Annotated in this window: 26 protein-coding genes; 7 read left to right on the top strand and 19 right to left on the bottom strand. The window is 66.5% G+C overall.

Annotated elements, in window-relative coordinates; all coding sequences use genetic code 11:
• Window positions 1-169: 169 nt before the first annotated feature.
• The 4 genes from M1E10_RS13700 to M1E10_RS13685 are packed head-to-tail and all read right to left on the bottom strand — an operon-like array spanning window position 170 to window position 2,715.
• Window positions 170-613 carry a C40 family peptidase gene (locus M1E10_RS13700; protein ID WP_499176985.1) on the bottom strand — a complete coding sequence of 148 codons (444 nt, stop codon included), beginning with the start codon at window positions 611-613 and terminating at the stop codon, window positions 170-172.
• The gene (locus M1E10_RS13695) at window positions 610-1,485 is read right to left on the bottom strand and encodes a DUF2163 domain-containing protein (protein ID WP_499176984.1); all 876 of its coding nucleotides are present in this window, start codon (window positions 1,483-1,485) and stop codon (window positions 610-612) included. Before M1E10_RS13695 ends, M1E10_RS13700 begins: the two co-directional genes overlap by 4 nt.
• Window positions 1,482-2,120 carry a phage distal tail protein, Rcc01695 family gene (locus M1E10_RS13690; RefSeq protein ID WP_499176983.1) on the bottom strand — a complete coding sequence of 213 codons (639 nt, stop codon included), beginning with the start codon at window positions 2,118-2,120 and terminating at the stop codon, window positions 1,482-1,484. The genes M1E10_RS13695 and M1E10_RS13690 overlap by 4 nt, the downstream gene beginning before the upstream one ends.
• 55 nt (window positions 2,121-2,175) lie before the next feature.
• A complete protein-coding gene (locus M1E10_RS13685) occupies window positions 2,176-2,715 on the bottom strand; it encodes a phage tail tape measure protein (RefSeq protein ID WP_499176982.1) in 540 nt (179 codons plus the stop codon).
• A gap of 207 nt (window positions 2,716-2,922) precedes the next feature.
• Between M1E10_RS13685 and M1E10_RS13680 the strand changes: the two genes are divergently transcribed.
• Window positions 2,923-3,279, top strand: coding sequence for an endonuclease domain-containing protein (locus M1E10_RS13680; protein ID WP_499176981.1), 357 nt, complete (start codon window positions 2,923-2,925; stop codon window positions 3,277-3,279).
• 154 nt (window positions 3,280-3,433) lie between these two features.
• On the opposite strand, the gene M1E10_RS13675 is transcribed toward M1E10_RS13680, so the two are convergent.
• The 3 genes from M1E10_RS13675 to M1E10_RS13665 are packed head-to-tail and all read right to left on the bottom strand — an operon-like array spanning window position 3,434 to window position 4,427.
• Entirely contained in the window at window positions 3,434-3,607 is a 174-nt protein-coding gene (locus M1E10_RS13675) for a rcc01693 family protein (RefSeq protein ID WP_499176980.1), read from the bottom strand.
• A gap of 53 nt (window positions 3,608-3,660) precedes the next feature.
• On the bottom strand, window positions 3,661-4,020 hold the full coding sequence (locus tag M1E10_RS13670) for a gene transfer agent family protein (protein WP_499176979.1): 360 nt from the start codon (window positions 4,018-4,020) through the stop codon (window positions 3,661-3,663).
• Entirely contained in the window at window positions 4,020-4,427 is a 408-nt protein-coding gene (locus M1E10_RS13665; RefSeq protein WP_499176978.1) for a phage tail protein, read from the bottom strand. Before M1E10_RS13665 ends, M1E10_RS13670 begins: the two co-directional genes overlap by 1 nt.
• A 121-nt stretch (window positions 4,428-4,548) precedes the next feature.
• Here M1E10_RS13665 and M1E10_RS13660 point away from each other — a divergent pair, with 121 nt between their 5' ends.
• Window positions 4,549-5,793: an MFS transporter gene (locus M1E10_RS13660; protein WP_499176977.1), complete on the top strand. Its 1,245-nt coding sequence runs from the start codon at window positions 4,549-4,551 to the stop codon at window positions 5,791-5,793.
• Here M1E10_RS13660 and M1E10_RS13655 read toward each other — a convergent pair.
• From M1E10_RS13655 to M1E10_RS13630, 6 genes are all read right to left on the bottom strand, one after another.
• On the bottom strand, window positions 5,756-6,154 hold the full coding sequence (locus M1E10_RS13655) for a DUF3168 domain-containing protein (RefSeq protein WP_499176976.1): 399 nt from the start codon (window positions 6,152-6,154) through the stop codon (window positions 5,756-5,758). The two genes, M1E10_RS13660 and M1E10_RS13655, sit on opposite strands and share 38 nt — an antisense overlap.
• Window positions 6,151-6,456 (bottom strand): head-tail adaptor protein, encoded by a 306-nt coding sequence (locus M1E10_RS13650; protein ID WP_499176975.1) that lies wholly within the window; start codon window positions 6,454-6,456, stop codon window positions 6,151-6,153. The genes M1E10_RS13655 and M1E10_RS13650 overlap by 4 nt, the downstream gene beginning before the upstream one ends.
• A gap of 28 nt (window positions 6,457-6,484) precedes the next feature.
• Window positions 6,485-7,054 carry a head-tail connector protein gene (locus tag M1E10_RS13645; protein ID WP_499176974.1) on the bottom strand — a complete coding sequence of 190 codons (570 nt, stop codon included), beginning with the start codon at window positions 7,052-7,054 and terminating at the stop codon, window positions 6,485-6,487.
• Window positions 7,055-7,189: 135 nt separating this feature from the next.
• Window positions 7,190-8,470 (bottom strand): phage major capsid protein, encoded by a 1,281-nt coding sequence (locus M1E10_RS13640; protein WP_499176973.1) that lies wholly within the window; start codon window positions 8,468-8,470, stop codon window positions 7,190-7,192.
• On the bottom strand, window positions 8,467-9,072 hold the full coding sequence (locus M1E10_RS13635) for an HK97 family phage prohead protease (RefSeq protein WP_499176972.1): 606 nt from the start codon (window positions 9,070-9,072) through the stop codon (window positions 8,467-8,469). Before M1E10_RS13635 ends, M1E10_RS13640 begins: the two co-directional genes overlap by 4 nt.
• Window positions 9,073-9,300: 228 nt before the next feature.
• Window positions 9,301-9,618, bottom strand: coding sequence for a DUF6107 family protein (locus M1E10_RS13630; RefSeq protein WP_499176971.1), 318 nt, complete (start codon window positions 9,616-9,618; stop codon window positions 9,301-9,303).
• Window positions 9,619-9,932: 314 nt separating this feature from the next.
• Between M1E10_RS13630 and M1E10_RS13625 the strand changes: the two genes are divergently transcribed.
• Window positions 9,933-10,826 carry a phosphatase PAP2 family protein gene (locus tag M1E10_RS13625; protein WP_499176970.1) on the top strand — a complete coding sequence of 298 codons (894 nt, stop codon included), beginning with the start codon at window positions 9,933-9,935 and terminating at the stop codon, window positions 10,824-10,826.
• Between the two features lie 6 nt (window positions 10,827-10,832).
• Here M1E10_RS13625 and M1E10_RS13620 read toward each other — a convergent pair whose 3' ends face one another.
• From M1E10_RS13620 to M1E10_RS13610, 3 genes are all read right to left on the bottom strand, one after another.
• The gene (locus M1E10_RS13620) at window positions 10,833-12,014 is read right to left on the bottom strand and encodes a phage portal protein (protein WP_499176969.1); all 1,182 of its coding nucleotides are present in this window, start codon (window positions 12,012-12,014) and stop codon (window positions 10,833-10,835) included.
• A gap of 41 nt (window positions 12,015-12,055) precedes the next feature.
• Entirely contained in the window at window positions 12,056-12,712 is a 657-nt protein-coding gene (locus M1E10_RS13615; protein ID WP_499176968.1) for a hypothetical protein, read from the bottom strand.
• A 109-nt stretch (window positions 12,713-12,821) separates the two neighbouring features.
• The gene (locus M1E10_RS13610; protein ID WP_499176967.1) at window positions 12,822-13,442 is read right to left on the bottom strand and encodes a glycoside hydrolase family 19 protein; all 621 of its coding nucleotides are present in this window, start codon (window positions 13,440-13,442) and stop codon (window positions 12,822-12,824) included.
• A gap of 155 nt (window positions 13,443-13,597) precedes the next feature.
• On the opposite strand from M1E10_RS13610, the gene M1E10_RS13605 reads away from it, so the two are divergent.
• A complete protein-coding gene (locus M1E10_RS13605) occupies window positions 13,598-13,738 on the top strand; it encodes a hypothetical protein (RefSeq protein WP_499176966.1) in 141 nt (46 codons plus the stop codon).
• Window positions 13,739-13,772: 34 nt separating this feature from the next.
• On the opposite strand, the gene M1E10_RS13600 is transcribed toward M1E10_RS13605, so the two are convergent.
• A complete protein-coding gene (locus tag M1E10_RS13600) occupies window positions 13,773-15,023 on the bottom strand; it encodes a DNA-packaging protein (RefSeq protein ID WP_499176965.1) in 1,251 nt (416 codons plus the stop codon).
• Window positions 15,024-15,402: 379 nt separating this feature from the next.
• A complete protein-coding gene (locus M1E10_RS13595; protein ID WP_499176964.1) occupies window positions 15,403-16,044 on the bottom strand; it encodes a hypothetical protein in 642 nt (213 codons plus the stop codon).
• A 377-nt stretch (window positions 16,045-16,421) separates the two neighbouring features.
• Here M1E10_RS13595 and M1E10_RS13590 point away from each other — a divergent pair, with 377 nt between their 5' ends.
• Window positions 16,422-18,095, top strand: a complete 1,674-nt coding sequence (locus M1E10_RS13590; RefSeq protein WP_499176963.1) for a methyl-accepting chemotaxis protein — start codon at window positions 16,422-16,424, stop codon at window positions 18,093-18,095.
• Between the two features lie 98 nt (window positions 18,096-18,193).
• Here the strand turns inward: M1E10_RS13590 and M1E10_RS13585 are convergent, their stop codons facing one another.
• Complete coding sequence (locus M1E10_RS13585; protein ID WP_499176962.1) at window positions 18,194-18,424, bottom strand: hypothetical protein; 231 nt, start codon at window positions 18,422-18,424, stop codon at window positions 18,194-18,196.
• Window positions 18,425-18,632: 208 nt separating this feature from the next.
• Between M1E10_RS13585 and M1E10_RS13580 the strand changes: the two genes are divergently transcribed.
• Together M1E10_RS13580 and M1E10_RS13575 are read left to right on the top strand one after the other, a co-directional pair.
• On the top strand, window positions 18,633-19,154 hold the full coding sequence (locus M1E10_RS13580) for a (2Fe-2S)-binding protein (RefSeq protein WP_499176961.1): 522 nt from the start codon (window positions 18,633-18,635) through the stop codon (window positions 19,152-19,154).
• Window positions 19,151-20,167: an FAD binding domain-containing protein gene (locus M1E10_RS13575; protein WP_499176960.1), complete on the top strand. Its 1,017-nt coding sequence runs from the start codon at window positions 19,151-19,153 to the stop codon at window positions 20,165-20,167. Before M1E10_RS13580 ends, M1E10_RS13575 begins: the two co-directional genes overlap by 4 nt.
• Window positions 20,168-20,175: the final 8 nt, after the last annotated feature.

Genomic DNA, 20,175 nt, shown 5'->3' with positions numbered 1-20,175 from the left:
GGAGGATGCTATGAAGCTCAGGCTGAATGGCGTCGTGCTTACGATAAGAAAAACCCGGACGGGCTGGTCTATCGCCGTCCGGGTCACATTCGTAGCGTAAGCATTCACGGTGGGCGAGGTGACAGCCTCGCTCACCACTCCGGAAACATACGCCACCTGACACGTTTTTTCAATCCGGCCGAATAGCCGGAAACCGATGCACCGCGGCGATCCTGCGGCGCCAGGAGGGCACCAGCGCCGAGCGCGTCACCGCCGTCTGTTCGTAGGCGTGGATGAAGTGCCGGTCGTCGGCGAGGATGCCCGCATGCTTGGCCGCGCAGCCACTGCGCCAGCGAAAGAGGAGCAGGTCGCCCGGCTCAGTCTCCCCGAGTGGCACGGCCTGCCCGAACAGGCGCAATCCCGCGTCGAGCAGCCGCTCCTCGCCGCCCCGCTCCGCCCAGTCGGGCGCATAGGGCGGCACCAGTCCCGGATCCTTGCCGTACAACTCCCGCCAGATCCCGCGGATGAGCCCGATGCAGTCGCAGCCGACGCCCTTCGTCGCCCCCTGGTGCCGATAGGGCGTGCCGATCCAGCCCTCGGCTAGCGCCACCACCTGCGCCCCCTGCCCGCTCATCGGAAGATCGGCCCGCCGTCGTGCTGGCCTTCGCCGGCCGCATAGGAATAGGCAAAATCGCTTCCCGGCACATGCGGGAAACCGCGAAAGTTCAGCTGGTTTGCAAAGCGCGACCGGCAGGTGGAAAATGTCTTGTCGCAGCCCGCCGTGATCGTGAAGCCCTGGCCGGGCTCCAGCACGCCGTCGAACGGCAGCCAGAACGTCAACTCCGCCCGACCGTCCGGCAGGCGGCGGTGGGTCTCGATATCGATCCGCCGCCCGTCCTCCAGCATCAGCATGCCGAGCCCGAAGAAGTTCTCCGCAAAGGCGGCCAGCCCCTCGGCAATCAGACCGCTGCTGCCGGTCACCGAAACCACCGTTCCGCTCCCCCGCCAGGCCGAAACATCGACGCCGCAGCGGGTGTCGCCGAACTCGGCGTCGCAGCGGCGGTTGTAGACGCGGCCCTGCGGCTGCGCCAGCCGATGCGCCATGCTGCGCAGCTCCGCTGTGAAGGCAGCACCGGACCGCACCACCTCGCCCACCTCGCGGACATCGAGCAGCATGTGCGCCTCGGGTTCTGCCCAGTTGACCAGATAGCGCTCGACGCGGGCGCCGTCGTAGCGCCCTGCTGCCAGGTCCGCCTCGCTGATCGCCTCGCTCGAAAATCCGCCCGCCACCTCGTCGGCGCTGGCGGCAAGTCCCGTCGCCGTCTCCACCTCGCTGCCGGAAAAACCGCTGGCGGCGAGGAAGACGGTACCGGCAAACTCCAGATCCTGGTCGTGATCGGTGAAGCCCAGCACCACGCCGTCGCGGCGCGTCACCCGCCAGCCGTGGCAGGTGGTGGTCGCATCGCCCGCCAGATGGGCGGCAAGCGCCGCCGGAACCTCTCTCATGGCACGATCTCCGTCAGCGGAATGGTCGGGATGCGGCCGGCGTCGAAATGCGCCAGGTTCACCTCGATCCGGTCGGTGTCGAAGCGCACCGGCACGTCGAACGCGAAGCCGGCGCGCACCACCGCGCCCGGCCCCGGCACATGGCCCGCCGCGAAGGTCACCCGGCCGCTCGTCGCGTCCACCGCAAAGCTCGCCGGCGCCTTGGCCACGCCGTCCACGGAGACCAGCACGCTGCCCGCCACGGGCTTGGCGATCGCGCGCACCCAGCTGCCACCGGCATCGCCATAGATCTTGGAGAGCGCAAAGCTTGCGATCAAGCCGTCGCCCGTGCCGATCACCTGGTCGGTCGCCGTCACCGCTTCGCCGGGCGCCCGCGACGTCGCGTCGATCGGATCGCGAAAGCGGAAACCGTTCAGCCGTCCGCTGCGTGCCTCGAAGAACTCCAGCACGGTGTAGAGGTCGCCAAGCGACCGTATGCCGGAGCCCGCGTCATAGCTGCGCCGCGATCCGCGCCAACGCGCGTTGCGGTTCTCGCGGCCATTGGAAAGATTGACGATATCGGTGCGCCGCACCGGCCCGCCGCTCGTCCCGAGCGCCAGCCGCAAGGGAAAGCGGACCTCGTGAAAACCCGTCATCGCTGCATCTCCGCCAAAGTCGTTGCAACAGTCATCGAATGTCGTTGAATGCCGATCAGAGGCCGCGCTGGCCGCGCCCGACGCTGCGCGCCAGCATGGCGGTGATCTGACCCTCGCTCCTGCGAAAGCTCGCCGCATCGGTCGCCGTCACGTTGAAGACGATCTGCGCCGCCCCGCCACCGCCGGCTGCCGCGACGCCCAGCGCGCCATCCGGCCCGCGCCTGAGCGGCAGGATCGCCTCCGCGCCCGCCTCGCCCATCAGCCCCAGATCGCCACCGCCCATCGGAAAGAAGCTCGGCGAGCGCACCACGCCGCCCTCGGCAAAGGGCACGACGGAGCCCACCATGCCGCCGATCGCCTTGCCCAACGCATTCTCCAGAGGCTTCAGCCCCGCCGAGAGCGCAAGGTCGCTCAACCGGCTGCCCAGCCCCCGCAGGACATCCTCCAGCCCCTTGCCCCCCACCGCCGCCGACCGAAGCGCCCCCGTCAGCGCCGCCCCGAACCGCTGCGACCGGGCCTCCAGGTCGGTGATGACGGCCGCCAGCTGCTCGGCCTCGCCGAGCGTATCGGCGAACGAGATGTCTTCGTCTTCCATGGGAGTGTTCTTTCGTTGTGGCTGCTGCTCATCGGGCTGTCGCCAGCTTCTCCCAATCTGTGGGGAGAGAGAGGCGCCGGCGAACCCGCATGCTCCTCTCCCCTTGCGGGAGAGGATGAAAAAATCGGCGTCTTAGCCCGAAGGGGTAAGTGCCAGATTTTTCAGGTGAGGGGGCTCATGCTATCATTATTCAAGAGGGGGATAGTGATGCGCAGGGACCCGCCGCCGATCAACCGCCTTCGGGCCCGTGCCATGCGCCGCGAACCTACGCGCGCAGAAGACATGCTCTGGCAGGCGCTGCGTGACCGCCGTCTTGAGGGCGCCAAGTTCCGCCGCCAGGTGCCGCTCGAAAGCTACATCCTCGACTTCGTCTGTTTCGACGACCGGCTGATCGTGGAGGTCGACGGCTGGCAGCATGCGGAAAACCGAAGCGACCAGCAGCGCGACGCCTTCTTCCGCTCGCATGGGTTCCGAGTGCTGCGTTTCTGGAACGAGGAGGTGGAAGAGAACATCAACGCCGTTTGCTTGAGGATAATTTCCGAATTGAAGAACCGCGGGGAATGAGGGGCTGTGGGTGTGGGAGGCCCCCTCACCCACAAAATCTACGACTTAGCTGACGCTAAGATCGTGATTTTGTAACCCTCTCCCGCAGGGGGAGAGGCAGCCCCCCCGAGGATGCCGCACCGGCTCCTACTCTGCGACGCTGCCTGCAGAAAAGTCATCCTCCAGACCCCACCCCATCCGGAAACCGCCCCATCAACCCCTCCAGCCCCTCCCGCCCCAACCCAGCCGGCTCAGGCTTCAACCCACCGGTCATCGCAAAAAACTCCACCGGCGTCAGGCGCCAGAAGACATCCGGGGAAGGCCGCAGCAGGCAGAGGCCGGCGTGCATCACCGTGTCCCAGGGAAACGGCGCTGCCGTGGCGCTCTTGCCGGCTGCGGCCCTCAGGGGTCCGCACGGCCCGCCTGCCCCGCCTCCTGCGGCCCGGCAAACGTCGCCGCCAGCAGCGCGCCGACAATGCCGGCGGCCCCCGTCAGCCCACCGTCGACGCTCATTGCCGCCACCTCCTCGTCGGAATAGAGATTGCCGCCGCCGCGCAGGCCCGCGCCGAGAATGCGGATCATGTCCGCCGACCTGATGCGGCCGGAGGAAAACCGTTCCGCCAGCCCCTGAAGGTCGCCGGCCCCGAAGGCCGTCTCCAGCTCCGCCAGGCTCCCGAGCGTCAGGCAGAGCACCCGGCGCTCGCCGTCGATCATCGCCTCCACCTCGCCGCGGCGCACGTTTGCCCGTCCGCACGGCACCATCAGAGCACCGCAAACGTCAGGCTGCCGGCCGATTCCAGCGCCAGCTCGAAGCGGATCTCGCCGTTGTGCTCGCCGGCATATTCCAGCGCCGTGATCTGGAACGGCCCCGTCAGCGTCCCGAAATCCGGGATCAGCACCTGCCAGGAGAGGATCGTGCCGGCAAAGAAGGCGGCGCGCACCAGCGCATCGCTCGCCTGGTCCTTGAAGATGCCCGCACCGGTCAGCGACGCCCTCTGGATGCCGGCACCGCCAAGCAGCTCGCGCCAGCGCCCGGCACTCTCGGCATCGGTCACATCCACCGTCTCGGCATTGAACGACAGCCGCCGGGACCTCAGCCCCGCCACCGTCACATAGGTCCCGCCATTGCCGATCTTCAGCAGCAGGTCCTTGCCCTTCTGCGCCACCATGTTTTTCCCTTTCCCGGAAAAGAAAAAGCGCCGTCGCGGGCGCCGATGCTGTTGAAATCTTGCTTCTGTCGGCCCCCGCGGGCTGCTAAGTCTGCATCACCCTTCCGCGATTCCGGCCCCCATGGCATTCCTCACCAGACGTTCCGCACAGACCATCGCCGTCCTCGCCGTGACGCAGCTGATCGGCTGGGGCACCAGCTTCGAAGTGCTCGGCGTCATGGGCCGCATCATCGCGCCGGAGCTTGCCCTCCCCAACGAGGTGATCTTCGGTGGGCTGACGGTGATGATGATCGTCAGTGCGCTGGCCGGCCCGAATGTCGGGCGCCTGCTCGAGCGCCACGGTGCCGCCCGCGTGCTTGCACTCGGCGCCTTAGCCTTCGCGGCCGGCCTCGCGCTTCTGGCAATCAGCACCAATGCCGCCATGTACATCCTCGCCTGGATCGTCATCGGCCTCGGCGGCGCACTCGGGCTGTCAGCGCCGGCCTATACCGCCGTCGTCGAGCGCGAGGGGCCGGATGCCAGGCGCGTGATCGCCATCCTGATGCTGTTCACCGGCCTCTCCGTCACCATCTTCTGGCCGCTGCTGGCGCTCCTCAACGGTCTCGTCGGCTGGCGGCTCACCTTCGCCGCCTGCGCCGCGCTGCAGCTCTTCGTCTGCCTGCCGCTCTATCTCTTCGCGCTGCCGAAGCCGCTGGCCATCACGGCGGAAGGGCAGACGCAGGCGCAGCTGCCGCCGGTGCCGCTGTCGGATGCGGAGCGCAGAACCGCCTTCCTGCTCGTGGCCTGCGCCGTCACCATCAGCTCCTTCGTCACCTTCGGCCTGGCGCCGGCGCTCCTCGAACTCCTGCAGCAGGCGGGCGCCACGCCGGAACTGGCGCTGCAGCTCGCCGCCGCGCGCGGCGTCTTCGGCATCTCCGCCCGCTTCCTCGACATGCTGCTCGGCAAACGCGGCAGTCCGCTGCTCACGGCCTCCGCCGGCTGCCTGCTGATCCTCGGCGGCCTCGCCCTGCTGCTCCTGATGCCGGGCTCCACCGCTGGCCTCTGGATCTTCATGCTGCTCTACGGCTTCGGCTCCGGCATCTTTGCGGTCGCCCGCGCCGTCCTGCCGCTGGCGCTCTTTTCGCCGCGCGAATTCGGGCTGCAATCGGCGCGGCTGTCGCTGCCGCAGAACCTCGCCAATGCCGCCGCCCCGGTGATCTTCACCGCCCTTCTCGATCGTCTCGGCTATCAGGCGGCCACCGTCTTTGCCGGCGGGCTCGCCTGCGTCGCGCTCCTCTCGATCGTCCTCCTGGTGCGGCTCGTGCGGCAGGCGCACGCCCGCTCGCCCGTCATTCTGTTACCGCCCGAAACTGCAGCTCGGCCATGAACAGCTTGCCCTTCGGCTGCCGACCGGTGCGCGTGCGCAGATGCGAAAGGCTCACCAGCACATGGCCCGCCAGCGGCAGGGCCGCGTCGTGCAGCAGCACCCGCAGCCGCCCGGCAATCTCCTCGGCCGGCCGTCGCCCTTCCGCCTCCGACCACACCTCCAGCATCAGCCGGTGCTCTTCGCCTACTTCCGTCGCTGTCGAGTAATCGCGCGTCTCCACCTCGCCGAAGACGATGCAGGGCAGCGCCGGGCGCGGCAGCAGCCGGTCGCGGATGCCGTCCGGGCCAATCAGCGCCACCAGCACCGCATCGGCGGAAAGCCGTGCGTGGATGGAAACAAGCAGGGCATTAGCGGCCGTCATCGGGCATCCTCCTCGCACTGGCAGACGAGATAGCGACCGGTCTCGTCCGGATCCCGCACCAGCTTCACCCGGAAGATGCGGCCGCCCTTGCGCAACCGCTGCCCGGCGGAAACATCACTGCGGAACCGCACCCAGATGCGGTGGGTGATCCGTCCGGCCTCCGCCGCGGCCTCTTCCGAGAGCATGGTCGAGACCGGCTCGATCCGCGCCCAGAGCGAGGCGGTCACCGTCCAGCCCAGCACGGCCCCGCCCTGCCCGTCCGGCACCTCCTGCGCCGTCTCGAGGTCGAGCCGCGCCGTCATCTGGCCGGATCGAAGAAGAGCACCGGCATCAGAGCCTCCGCATCCGGAAGGGCGCGATCAGCCGCTCGTAGCCGTCCGGAATGCCGGCCGGTTGCTGGTCGGGTGAGATCACGCCGCGGAAGGCGAACATATGGCCGATGTGGATCAGCATGGCCCGCTTCAGCGTGCCCGGCACATCGGTCCCCGCCTCGCCGTAGCCGGCGGCAAAATCGATCTCGATGCCGTTCATCGCCCGGCCCGGCGGCGGCGGATGTTTCAGCCACAGCCGCGCCGGACGACCCTCGCCGTCGAGCAGATGATCTTCCAGTGACACATGAAGCGGATCGCCGTCGGTACCGTAAACCGTAATCATCTGAATCGCTTGCACCGGCGACCTCGCCAGCCGGATGACGCCGTCGCCCGGCCAGTCGTCGAGGTGCAGTCGCCAGGACTGCGCCAACAGGCAGAGCCCCGTCTCCCGCTCCAGATGCTCGCGCGCCACGGTGACGAGCGAAAGCAGCAGCGCATCCTCCTCGCCGCCGTCGAGCCGCAGATGCGCCTTCACCTCGACAAGCGTCAGCGGCTCCGCAGTCGGCGGCGTGGTCTGGGCGTAGGTCATGGGATGTCCTTTGGTGAAGGGTAGTGAGCGCTTCAGGCAGTAGGCAGTAGGCAGTGGCAGTGGCGGTGGCGGTGGCGGTGGCAGCGACACAAAGGCCAAGCCCTGCCTACTGCCTATTTGCCTACGGCCAGCGGCTCAGCTGGCCGCAAACCGCACCAGCTTGATCGCCTCGAAGTTCTGCACCCCGCCGCCGACGCGCTTGGTGGTGTAGAAGAGCACATAGGGCTTGGCGGAATAGGGATCGCGCAGGATGCGCACGCCCGCCCGGTCGACCACCAGGTAGCCGGAGCGGAAATCGCCGAAGGCGATGGCCAACGCATTGGCGGCGACATCCGGCATCTCCTCCGCTTCCGCCACCGGGAAACCCATCAGCGAGGCCGGCTGTCCGGCACTGGCCGGCGGGCGCCAGAGGTAGTTGCCGTCGGCGTCCTTGAACTTGCGCACGTCGGCCTGCGTCTTGCGGTTCATCAGGAAGGTGCCATTCTGGCGGTGCCCCGCCTTCAGCGCATAGATGACGTCGACCAGCGTGTCGGAGGGACCGGTCGTCTTCCAGGCGCCGGCGGCCCCGGTTGCGACATAGCCGAGGTTGCCCCAGGTCCAGGCGCTTTCCGCCACCGCCGTATAGGTCAGAAAACCCTTCGGCCGGTTGACGCCGTCGCCGCGGATGAAGGCGTCGCCCTCCTGCTCGGCAAAGACGATGTCCACCTCGCCGGCAATCCACGCCTCGATGTCGACCGCCGCATCGTCGAGCAGCGCCTGCGTCGCCGCCGGCATGGCGTAGAGCTCCATGGTCGGGAACGAGAGTTCGGAGAGCTGCGGCGTGCCGGTCTGCGGCCGCGCCGCCGTTTCCGCCACCCAGCCGGTCGAAAGGCCGGTGGCCGCGAACGGCTTCTTCAGCACGGCCGAAGAGACGGTGCGGACGGTCGAAAGCGCCCGCATCGGCGAGGCGATCGAGATCCGCCGGCCGATCTCGGTATCGGCCTCCGGCGGCACCAGGTAGCCGCCGTCGGCGGCGACGGACCCGGAAAAGGCCTTGGCCTCCAGCTCGCGCAAACCGCCGTCCTCGCCACGGCGCACATAGGCGTCGAAGGCCGCCTTGTGCTCTTCCGCCTCCGGCGACAGCTCGCGGCCCTGCCCCTGCGGGGAGCCGAGCGGCGGTCGCGCCTTCTTCAGCACCAGCTGGTCGAGCAGCTTCTTCTGCTCGTCCATGGCGCGGTTGACGCGCTCCATCTTGTCGCGCGTCACGATGTCTGCCGTCAGCTTCTGCTCGATCTCGCCGAGCCGCCGGTCGTTGACGTCCTTGAAGGCCTCGAAGGCCTCCATGAAGTCCTCGAAGGCCGCCGTCACCGTCTCCGGCACCGCCTTCACCTCGGGAGCCGCCTTCACTTCGCGCGATACCGTCATCCTGTCCGTCATGTCGCTTTTCCTTTGAAGCTGGATTTGAACATCATCTTCGCCGCCCGCCGCATGTGGCGGACGAGCTCTGTTTCCCGGTCCCGGAAGAACCGCGCCTGCTTGACGTCGGAGACGCGCGCCGAGGGCAGCATCGGGAAGGTCACCACCGAGATCTCCCAGAGGTCGGCCTCCAGGATGCGGCGCACGCCTGTCTTCGGATCGCTGCGCGCCTTGACCGTCCGGAAGCCGATCGACAGCCCGTCGAGCGCTCCCGATTTCATCAGCGAAAAGACCTCGCGCGCCCGGGCCACCCCCGGCGACAGCACGCCCTCCACATAGAGGCCGCGGGCATCCTCGCGGATCACCGTCCAGGCACCGATCGGCTCGCCCGGATCGTGCTGGTAGAGCATCCTGACGCCACGGGCGCCGCGCTCGACCAGCGAATTCAGAAAGGCGCCGCGCTCGATCCGGTCCTTGCCGAGATCGACCTCGCCGAACACCGAGGCATAGCCGGAAAACCGCCCGTCGCCGGCAATCCCGGAAAGCTCCAGATTGGCGAATTTTCGCCCGCTGGGACGGTGCGTCGTGCGCACGGCGGTGCGCTGCCCGCGGTTGGCGTGCATTGGCATTCTCCTGCAATGTTGCAAAAACCCCTCCCGGCCTGCCGGCCACCCTCCCCACAAGGGGGAGGGAGACCCCGCCGCAAGGTCTCAATCCTTCATCTTCCCCCGCCTACGGCACCGCCCCGAAGAGAGGGAGCAAGACGTCGCTCCAAATCCCCCTCCCCCTTGTGGGGAGGGTGGCCGGCAGGCCGGGAGGGGAACGCCAAGCCCGGTGGCGCTAAACGCGCCCTACCGCCCCCGCCGCCCGTAGCGGGCAAAAACGCGCGCCAGCGCGCCAAGCCCCCACCAGGCGCAGAGGCTGGCAAACGCCGATCCCATCAGCATGATCTCGCCGGCCGAGAGGCGTGTCGCCACCTCCAGCCGGGTGGCGATCCACAGGCCGGTCGAGCCGCCGAATATGATGCCGGTCGCCACCCCGGTCAGGAAGCGCACCGCCGCCTCCTGCCGGTCCTTCGGCAGAAGATAGGCGAGCGAGATCGCCGCCCCGGAGACCGCCCCGATCAGCCGCGCGGTCCACAGCCCGCCGTCATGAGAGAATTCGGCCATTTTCATTAACCTTTTCTAATTAAGATGATCCTGCGCCGCTCACGGACATCCGGACTTGCGCGACGGCAGAAGCCGCCTCTCGCCGGATGAGGCCGCGCCGGTTTCCCTGAATCATCGGAATCGCTTGGCGGTTTTTGCTCACAGCGCGATTGCGCTTCCTCACGCAGTGCATCAACGCCTTCACCTGACACATCAGCCGCGCCCGCAGTGGCCTGGTGCGGGAGGGAAAATCTGCCCTGCAAAACCGACCTTTCGTCACACGGCCTACATCGAACTCGGCTTAACTGACCCCACGTTCAAACGGGGGAATGAACATGGTCTACGTCGCGCAATCCGGACAGGCGCCTCGCGGCACCGTCTGGGAAAAGCCTTTGCTCCTCTCGGCTCTCTTCACGGCGGTCCTGTCGATGCTGCTGTCGGCCTTTCCGCAGATCGACCTGGCCGTCAGCCGCCTGTTCTACGTCGAAGGCCGCGGGTTTCCCGCCGGCGAGATCGAGGCGCTGAACACCTTCCGCGCCATCGGCCAATATTTCCCGCTGACGCTGTCCATCGTCCTGCTGTCAGGCCTCATCCTGAAGCTTTGCTATCCGAGCCGGCCCTGCCTGTTCTCGCCGCGATTCACGGTCTATTTCGCGAGCCTCTTCCTGCTCGGACCAGGGCTGCTGGTGAACGGCATCCTGAAGCCTTTCTGGGATCGTGCCCGGCCGAGAAACGTCCTGGAACTCGGCGGCGACCAGCCATTCGTGCCGGCCTGGAGCATGGGCGGCGGCTTCTTAGAGGACCGTTCGTTCGTCTCGGGCGAGGCGGCCATCGTTGTCTGCCTGATCCCGCTCGCCTTCTTCGTGCCCGTGATCTGGCGGCGCTGCGTCCTCGTGCTGCTCTCCGTCTTCGCCGCCGCGACTGCGCTCAACCGTATCGCCTTCGGCGCGCACTTCCTGTCGGACGTGCTGATTGCCACCGGGCTGATGGGCATGGTGGCCGTCGGCCTCTGGTACCTGATCTACGTGCGTCCGGGTTCGGGATCCTGCGACATCAAGCTCGATGCAGATCTCAGCCGCCTTGGCTTTGCACTCCAGGCACAGCGGCGAAGAGCGATCCGCCTGCTTCGGTCAGGCAATGTCGCCGTGCTGTCGTTCCTGTCTCGGATGCTGAAATCGGCATTCGGAGCCCGGCTCGCCAGGCGCCCCCTGGCTGCGTCCAAGGCCTGAGACACCTCAATAGCCCACCGCCTGCCGCTTCTCCTCGTCACTGAGGAAGTCCGACGCGCCGACCCGTGCCCAGAGCGCATCGCGTTCGGCGGCCAGCCCGGCGATCCGGTCGAGATCCGGCTCCAGACGGATTGGCTCCCCATAGGCCTGCGAGAGCCAGGCCGAAAGGCTCGCCGCCGTGCGGGTCAGAAGCGGCACCACCGTCAGCCGGTAGAAGGCGCGGTTGGCTTCCTGGTAGTTGGCATAGGTGTTGTCGCCCGGAATGCCGACCAGCATCGGCGGCACGCCGAGCGCGAGCGCAATATCGCGCGCCGCGGCATTCTTCGCCTCGATGAAATCCATGTCCTTGGGCGAAAAACCCATCGACTTCCAGTCGAGCCCGCCTTCCAGCAGCAGCGGTCGCCCGGCGTTGACGGCGCCTGAATAGCCGGCCTCCAGTTCCACCTTCAGCCGCTCGTACTGGTCTGCGGACAGATTGCCGCCGTCCTTCGGCTGGTAGACGAGCGCGCCGGAGGGCCGCGCAGAATTGTCCAGCAGCGCCTTGTTCCACTCGCCGGCGGCATTGTGCAGGTCGAGCGCGGCACCGGCCGCTCCCAGAGGCGGAAACCCCAGATGGTCGTCGAGCGGATGGAAGAGCTTCAGATGCAGCAGCGCCACTCCCTTGCTGCCCGGCGCGATCTCCGCCGGCAGCCGCCGCGTCACATGGCCGGCGCGGTAGTCGTAGGCGGCGATCCAGCCGTCGCGCGCCTCCACCACGCTCACCCGGTCGGGCCGCAGCAGATGCAGTTCACGCAGCGTTCCCGCCAGTTGCAACGGCTCCACATAGGCATTGCCGGAGAGCATCAGGTGGCCATAGAGCGCCTCGAAGAAATCGGGGCCCGCCTGGCGTCCGTTCGGCTGCGCCAGCAGCGCCAGCGCCGGATGGTCGGCAAGCTCCGCATCGCCACTGTAGGCGAGCCAGGGCACAGTGGCTGCCGCTTCCGCCACCAGCCGCACCGCCCGATGCGCCACCGGGTTCTTCATGAAGCCTGCCCGCGACAATGCCCCGTAGGAGCGGCCCGACCAATGGGCCACGCCGTCGCCGGCGACGATCGCAAAGCCTGCCGTTTTGGCCTCGACACCGACTGCGCCGGACGCACGTCTTGGCCCGCTCGTGGAAGACCACGGCAGCCTGAATGGAGATTTCATCGTCTCTGTCTCCTTGCTGGACGGCAGGACCTGGATACCGGTTACTCGCGCACCTCTGACCTGCCCGTGCCCAGGTACCGGTTCAACTGGTTGGACTGCTCTTCCAGGATGTAGGTGATGTTCTGCTTCTCGCGGCGCGAACGGATCTGCCGCGCGGTGATCTGATCCGGGTCGAGATACTTCCGTGACCCCTCCGAGCGGACCTTGAAGCATCGTTCGGCGGCGGCCAGCTGATCATGCCAGGTGTAGCTGCCGACGGCGGTGACCACCAGTTCCTCGAGGCTCTCGATCGCCGCCTCCGCATCGCCCTCCTGCATGGCCGCGACGATCAGGTCCTTGAAGGTCCCAAGGTCCAGGTACTCGCCGCTGGAAAGCGGCCCCTGGAACAGCTCGCTGCGCTGATCCATGCCCTTGCGGCCGACCCTGTCGATGTCGCTCAGCGAGCACAGCACCTCCCTGTCCCTGAGCTTGAGCTTCAGGATGACTGCCTCGATGAAGACGATCTCCGGGCTCATGTTGGTCAGGATGCAGCGCGACTTGATAGTGTGCCCGCCGCCCCGGGTGATCAGGATCTTCGGCCGCTGCCGATGACGATAGCTGCTGTAGAAGAGCTGCAGGTAGAGGATCCAGACCCCCAGCATCGCCAGGCTCGAAAGCGCCGAGACGACGGCAGCGTTGTCGATGAACCATCTCCACATGATGCTGTCCTTGCCAAACCACCAGAGAAAGGGTGCAACCACGCGAGGCGCATCACGGTTCCATGCAGTCGTCCGGACCGCCTCCTCCGCTGCCTTTCCCGACCCGGGATCAGCTCCGCAGTGCCCTCGCAAACGCTTTCGCGTAGTCCGCCACAAGACCTGCCCGGTCGGTGCCGTTGATGATGCGCCGGGCGCCCTGCCAGTCCTCGATGGCGTCTGCGAAGAACTCGTCGAGCCGCCGGCCCGTGAAACTGCCACGGCGCATGCCCTCGATCAGGATCGCCACCGACACGTCCATGCGCATGGCCAGCGCCGGATCGGCCACGAGGTCGCAGCCGACGACCGCCGACATCGCGTCGTAGTTCCTGCGATGCGTCAGCTGCACCAGACCACGGCCAAGCCAGCTTCGGCCGTCGGCATCGGGCCGCCAATAGGGCGTCTTCACCCTCGCCAGCCGCCCGGCGGCGAAGGCACTCTCAAGCCGGCGGATCGCTTCTGCGTCAGTCTTCGCCAGGGTCTCGCGCACCGGCTGCATGGTCGCCGCCGTCTCGTGGAAGGCGGTGGCCAGCACATAGGCAAGCTGGCGGCGGTCGCCATCGCCCACCCGCGCCTGCCAGCCGTCGAGAATGGCCGAAAGCCCCTCGACCTGCCGCTTCGCCAGCCGTCCACCGAACGGGTCGAGGCGGATCTCGGCGAAGAAGGAAGCCCTTTCGATCGTGCCGTGTCTCATGGTTGTCCCCTCTCCGACGCCAAACGGGCAAGTTTCAATCGGTTTAGAAAAACTAAATCGTTTTAGGCGCTTAGCCCGTGATTTACATTTCCTTCACACTGTGGAACCAACAGCTCAAAGAAGCGTTTTGCTCGGCCTTTCGAACAGGAGAAGTCATGATGATGCACCCCCAGGTCCCTGCCCCGCAGCCGACACAGCCCATTCCCCAGCACGTCCTCGATCGGCTCGAGTCCGAATGGCGCCAGATGCGCGAGAGCGTGCCGCAGACGGCAAAAGCGCTGCCTGCCGCCGAGTGATCGACACACTGGTCGGAGCGCGTGATCGCTCCGGTCAGATCCCCCTGATCCGCGGCTCCCCCTGCCCGTCGATGAGGAGCGCCGTCAGCGCCCAGACCAGTGCATCGAGCCTGTCCGGCGATCGGCCTGACGAAAGGCCCTCAGGGCCGAAATCGCACATCTGGTCTTCCATCTCCACGAACCGCCCCGCATGCACCACCCGACGCTGCTCGTAGAGCGCCGCCACCGGCTCGGCGCGCAGGTATTTGCCGCGTGTCGCCCGCACCAGCGTCAGCGGCAGCGCCGCGTCGACGCTTCGCAGCATCGCCGCTACCATCTCGCCGCCCTGGTTTACCTCGGCAACGATCCGGTCGGCGGCAAACCGCCGGTAGGCGATCGTCACAGCATTGGCCCAACCTGCCGGGCTCATCCCCTCGACGGAGCAATCGGCCAGCACCACCGCCCGACCGCCCGCGTCCAGCCCCGCCACGACGATGCCGCAGCAGGAGGTTTCGCCGGAACCGGAGGGTGGATCGACCGCAACGACGATGCGCCGCAGCGCATCCGTCACCCGAATCCGGCAGGCTTCTATCTCGTCGCGTTTCCAGAGCGCGTCTTCGCGATCCTCGATCAGTTCGCCGTCGATCTCCTGGCGCCCGAGCCGCGTGCCGCCATAGCGCTTTTCGAGCGCGGCGATGAAACCCGGCGCCAGGTTCTGCGCATTCCCGCGCGTCTGCATGCGCACCAATCGCGTGTCGGCATCGGAGAGCAGCCGCTTCAGGAGCGGCACCGGCCGCGGCGTCGTCGTCACCAGCTGGCGCGGGTCCTGCCCGAGCCGCAGCCCGAACTGCAGCATGTCGAAGGTCTCCTCCGCATGCTTCCATTTCGCCAGCTCGTCGCACCAGGCATAGTGAAACTGCGGCCCGCGCAGGCTTTCGGGATCCTCCGAGGAGAAGATCTGGGCGATCGCCCCGTTCGACCAGACCAGCCGGCGGCGGGAGATCTCGAAGTCCGGCCTGTTCTTGCGGGCGATCCGGCAGATGCCGGAGACGCCGTCCACCATCACCTCGCGCGCCTCGCCCAGCGTCTCCGCCACCAGCGCGATGCGCAGCTCCGAGCGAGCCTCGGCGGTTGCCAGCCCATGCACCCATTCGGCCCCGGCCCGCGTCTTGCCCGATCCGCGCCCACCCATCAGCAGCCATGTCCGCCACTCTCCATCGGGCGGCTTCTGGTCGCCACGGCCGCTGGTACTCCACGCACGTTGCAGCCTCGGGCAATAAACCTCGTTCCGCTGCAGAAACGCCATGACGGCCGCCGCAGCGCCAACCGCTCCCTTGTCTCTCCTTTCGAGAAGGTCATCCGAAAAACCGGATGAGGGAGACGAAGCCACAGAGCACACCCCCTCATCCCCTCGCTCCGCTCGGGACTTCTCCCCGGTGGGGAGAAGAGGACCCCCATCCTGCCCTGAAGCTCCAGGTGCAGCCTTTGCTGTTCCCTTCTCCCCCGCGGGGAGAAGGTGGTCCGAAGGACCGGATGAGGGGGGCGAAGCCACAGCATCGGCCTCATCGGGGCCCGGAGGAAGCGCCGTCTCGCCCGCCTTCAGGCCAGCCAGCATGAACTGCCGAAGCTCACTGATGTCGGTCATCGCCTCACCATGCTCGATCAGGACAGCGGCGACCTGGTCTTCACCCGGTGTCGGCCGGTTCCGGCGGATCCCCTCGCGCACCGCCGGGCTCGCTGCGATCAATGCCGCGGGCGACACAGAGCGCTTCAAAGCGTTCCTGCGCGCGTGCCTCGATAAGCCGCTCGACCTCACGCACCGCCTCCCCATAGCCGCTCGCATCCACCGCCCGCTCGGCCTCGTCTTCCCGGTCGCGGGCGAGCTGCCGCTGCAGGCTGTCGACCTTTTCCAGCGTCCGGACGATCAGCGACATGGCGTCGGTCGCCGCCTTGATGTCGGCGCGGGCCAGCTTGCCGGCCGCCTCGTCGCCGCCCTGGAGCGCCGCGTCGGCGGCAGCGCGCATCGCACGGAACGACTCGAACTGCTTGCGCATCTCCACCGTCATCTCGTTCAGGAGCTGACGCAGCTGTTCCGCCGGAGTGACCGCGGGCGTCTCCGCCGACTTCGTCTCCAGCACGACCGCCCGCACGCTGTCTGCCAGCGGATCGTCCTGCGGCAGCGCCTCGCCATAGGCAGGTGCGATCGCCCAGCAGCCGAACAGGCTGAGATCGGCAAATGCCGGATCGAACGGATCGGGCGCCAGCCCCTCGGCCAGGCTCCCTTGCCTGCCTCGACTGTCGGAGGAGGCGCATTCTAAGCCTTGCATGGCAACATCCTCCACAACGCGCCAATGCCCGCCTCGGAGGATCCCCAAAGGCGCGACCACAACGGCAGCGTCTGAACGAAAAAAGGCCCGGCGCAGGGAGCCGGGCCAACTGTGACTGAAAGGTCTTCAACCGGCTTGCCGCCGGCTACAGATCTTTGACTGTGATTGAAGGATAGCAAAGCACCGTCACACCGTCAAGGATTAAATTCCTATAGCGTTGATTTTATCACTCTGGGCAGTCACTGCGCGATCCGTGACCGTTCTCCTCAACGTTGGAACGCCCAAAACGCCGAGGATTTCGGCAATTTTTAACGATCAGCATGCAATGGTCTGTTAAGGCAATCTCGCCTGAACCATCGTTTTGGGAATCGCAGCGCATGCTGAACCTCTTTGCATCCAATTCCAACCAGATCCTCGGTGCGCTCGACCTGTCGATGGCCATCATCGAATTCAAGCTCGACGGTACGATCGTCAAGGCCAACAAGAACTTCTGTGACCTGATGGGGTACACGGAAGCTGAGATCGTCGGCAAGAAACACCGGATGTTTCTTGACCGCGACTATGCGGATTCGGCCGAATACACCACGTTCTGGAACACGCTGCGCAACGGCGAATTCATCTGCCGGGAATTTACGCGCGTCGCCAAGAACGGCACCGAGATCTACATCCGCGGCAACTACAACCCGATCAAGAACAGTGCCGGCAAGGTCGTGCGAATTGTGAAATTCGCCAATGACATCAGCGAGACCAAACTGCGCGCCATCGATAGCGGTGCCAAGATCGACGCCGTCAACCGCGCCCAGGCCTCCATCGAATTCAAGCCGGACGGCACCATCCTTTCCGCCAACGAGAACTTTCTCTCGGCGATGGGCTATTCCCTTCAGGAAATCGCCGGCCGTCACCACAGCATGTTCATCGAACCGGCTCAGGCCAATTCCGCCGAATACCGCGAATTCTGGCAGAAACTGAACGCCGGCGAGTTCATCGCCGACGAGTTCAAGCGCGTCGGCAAGGGTGGCCGCCCGGTCTTCATCCAGGCTTCCTACAATCCGGTCTTCGACCTCAAGGGCCGGGTGATCAAGGTCGTCAAGTTCGCCACCGACGTGACGTGCCGGGTCGAGAACGTCGAGCAGCTCGCCAGCTGTCTCAACAACCTTGCCCATGGCGACCTGTCGCAGTCGATCGACAGACCCTTCATTCCCTCGCTGGACAGGCTGCGCCAGGACTTCAACGCCGCCTCGACCCGCCTCAAGGACGCCATGCACACGGTGCGCCTCAACGCCCAGGCGATTTCGTCCGGCGCCCATGAGATCCGCACCGCCGCCGACGATCTGGCACGCCGCACCGAGCAGCAGGCGGCCTCTGTCGAGGAGACCGCGGCAGCACTGGAGGAAATCACCACCACGGTGAAGGATTCCAGCCGCCGCGCCGAGGATTCGGGCCGTCTGGTCGGACGTGCCAAGGCCCATGCGGATCATTCCGGCGAGATCGTCCGTGAAGCCATCACGGCCATGGACAAGATCGACCAGTCGTCGCGGGAGATCTCCAGCATCATCGGCGTGATCGACGAGATCGCCTTCCAGACCAACCTCTTGGCGCTCAATGCTGGCGTCGAGGCGGCGCGCGCAGGCGAAGCCGGCAAGGGCTTTGCGGTCGTCGCGCAGGAAGTGCGCGAACTGGCACAGCGTTCTGCGGCAGCCGCCAAGGAAATCAAGACGCTGATCACCGCGTCGGGCACCCATGTCAGCAGCGGCGTGTCGCTCGTCAGCAAGGCTGGCGAAGCCCTGCAGGAGATCGCCGGCCACGTGCAGGAGATCAACCAGGACATCGTCGCCATCGTCGATGCCGCCCGCGAGCAGTCGCTGGCACTCGGCGGCATCAACCAGTCGATCAACAGCGTCGACCAGAGCACGCAGAAGAATGCTGCCATGGTCGAGGAACAGACCGCCGCGAGCCATGGCCTCGCCGAAGAGGCCAACGCGCTCTTCCAGCTGCTGGAACAGTTCCGCTTCGAGGACAGGGCGACCGGCTTCTCCCGTCGCGCGGCTTAAGGCTGCGCGCCGGTCGACAGCAGGCCGATAGGACAACCGGCCGATAGGACAACAGAAAGGGCTGCTTCGTCATCGAAGCGGCCCTTTTGCGTGAGGGGCTATCGCCTGTCCCGGTCGCGCCGGCGGCGCTCCTCCTGCGGCTTCGAATACATGACCTCCTTGAGGTCGATGCCGTACAGTTCGTCGACAACCAGCAGGAAGAGAAGGACGATCGAGCTTGCCGCCATCCAGAACCCGGTCCAGCCGCCGACCCGAAGGCCGGTCGCGATCGCGAGCTGCAGGCTGATGAAGGCCAGCGCACAAAAGCAGATCTGACTTAATCGAGGCATGTCAGTCACCCTTGTCTAAGTGGTGATGCCAGAGAAACAGCCGCTCCTTCCATTAGTTCCCCGGCTCCTCTTTGTAGGTGATCAGCCCCCGCTGCGCCAACGGCAGGCCACTGCACTGCAGCCGATCCGAACCGCCGAGGCAGCCGTCTCAGGAACAATCACTTGCCCCTCCCGTTAGTCCGGCACAATCTCCGGAAAGGGCCCCTCCATGGACATCGCAACGGCAGACACACAGCCGAAGAACCGGATCGCATTGACGATCAACGGCAACCGCCAGGACCTCGAAATCCACCCCTGGGTGACACTTCTCGACCTGTTGCGCGGTCCCATGCAGCTCTCGGGCACGAAGAAGGGCTGCGACCATGGGCAGTGCGGCGCCTGCACCGTGCTGGTCGATGGCGAGCGGGTGAATTCCTGTCTGAAGTTCGCCGTCACCCTCGACGGCGCCGAGATCACCACCATCGAAGGCCTAGGAACGCCCGACGACATGCACGCGATGCAGAAGGCTTTCGTCCAGCACGACGCCTACCAGTGCGGCTACTGCACGCCCGGACAGATCTGTTCCGCCGTGGCCCTCCTCAAGGAAGGCCACGCCAGCACCCGCGAGGAGATCCGCGAGATGATGAGCGGCAACCTCTGTCGATGCGGGGCCTACACCAATATCGCCGATGCGATCGAAGAGGTGATGGGCCAGGGCGTCGAAGCGTCGCAGAAGGAGGCCGCAGAATGAGGCCCTTCTCCTATACCCGCGCCGAAAATCTCGGCGAAGCCGTCGCCGCGCTTGCCGCCAATCCGCAGGCCCGGGTGCTCGCCGGTGGCACCAATCTCGTCGACCTGATGAAATACGACGTCGAGCATCCCTCCGCCATCGTCGACATCAACCGCCTCCCCCTGAAGGAGATCGAGGAGCTGCCGGACGGTTCGCTGCGCATCGGCGCGCTCGTCTCCAATGCCGCCGTCGCCTATGACGCGCGCGTCACCGAGCGCTATCCGCTGCTTGCCAGCGCCATCCTCGCCGGCGCCTCGCCGCAGCTCCGGAACGCCGCCACCACCGGCGGCAATCTCCTCCAGCGCACCCGCTGCTATTATTTCTACGATCCCTCGACGCCCTGCAACAAGCGCGAGCCGGGGTCGGGCTGCGCGGCGATCGGCGGCGTCAATCGCATCCACGCCATCCTCGGCGCCAGCGAGCACTGCATCGCCACCCACCCCTCCGACATGTGCGTGGCGCTCGCGGCGCTTGCCGCCACCGTCGAGGTCGAGGGGCCGGATGGCCGCCGCGACATTCCGTTTGCGGACTTCCACCGGCTGCCGGGCGACCACCCGGAGCGTGACAACACGCTCCACCACGGCGAAATCGTCATCGCGGTGCGTCTCGATGGCAATCATTTTGCCGCCCACCACAGCTATCTGAAGCTGCGCGACCGGCTTTCCTATGCCTTCGCGCTGGTCTCGGTTGCCGCAGCTCTCGACGTCAAGGACGGCACCATCGTCGACTTGCGCGTCGCTCTCGGCGGCGTCGCTCATAAACCCTGGCGCGACAGCCTGGCGGAGGCGGAGTTTGCCGGACAACCGGCAACCCCGGAGACATTCTCCGCCGTAGCCGACCGGCTGCTCGCCGGCGCGCAAGGCCAGGGGGATAACGACTTCAAGATCCCGATGGCAAAGAAGGCCATCATCCGGGCGCTGTCGCAGGCGGCTGCCGGCACGCCGCAGGTCCAGGCCGAAAAGCACATCCGCTGAAGGAGATC

Source organism: Rhizobium sp. PK7-22, from assembly GCF_056530405.1.
Note: the sequence above shows the minus strand (reverse complement) of the source record. Positions and strands in the feature narration are given on the sequence as shown.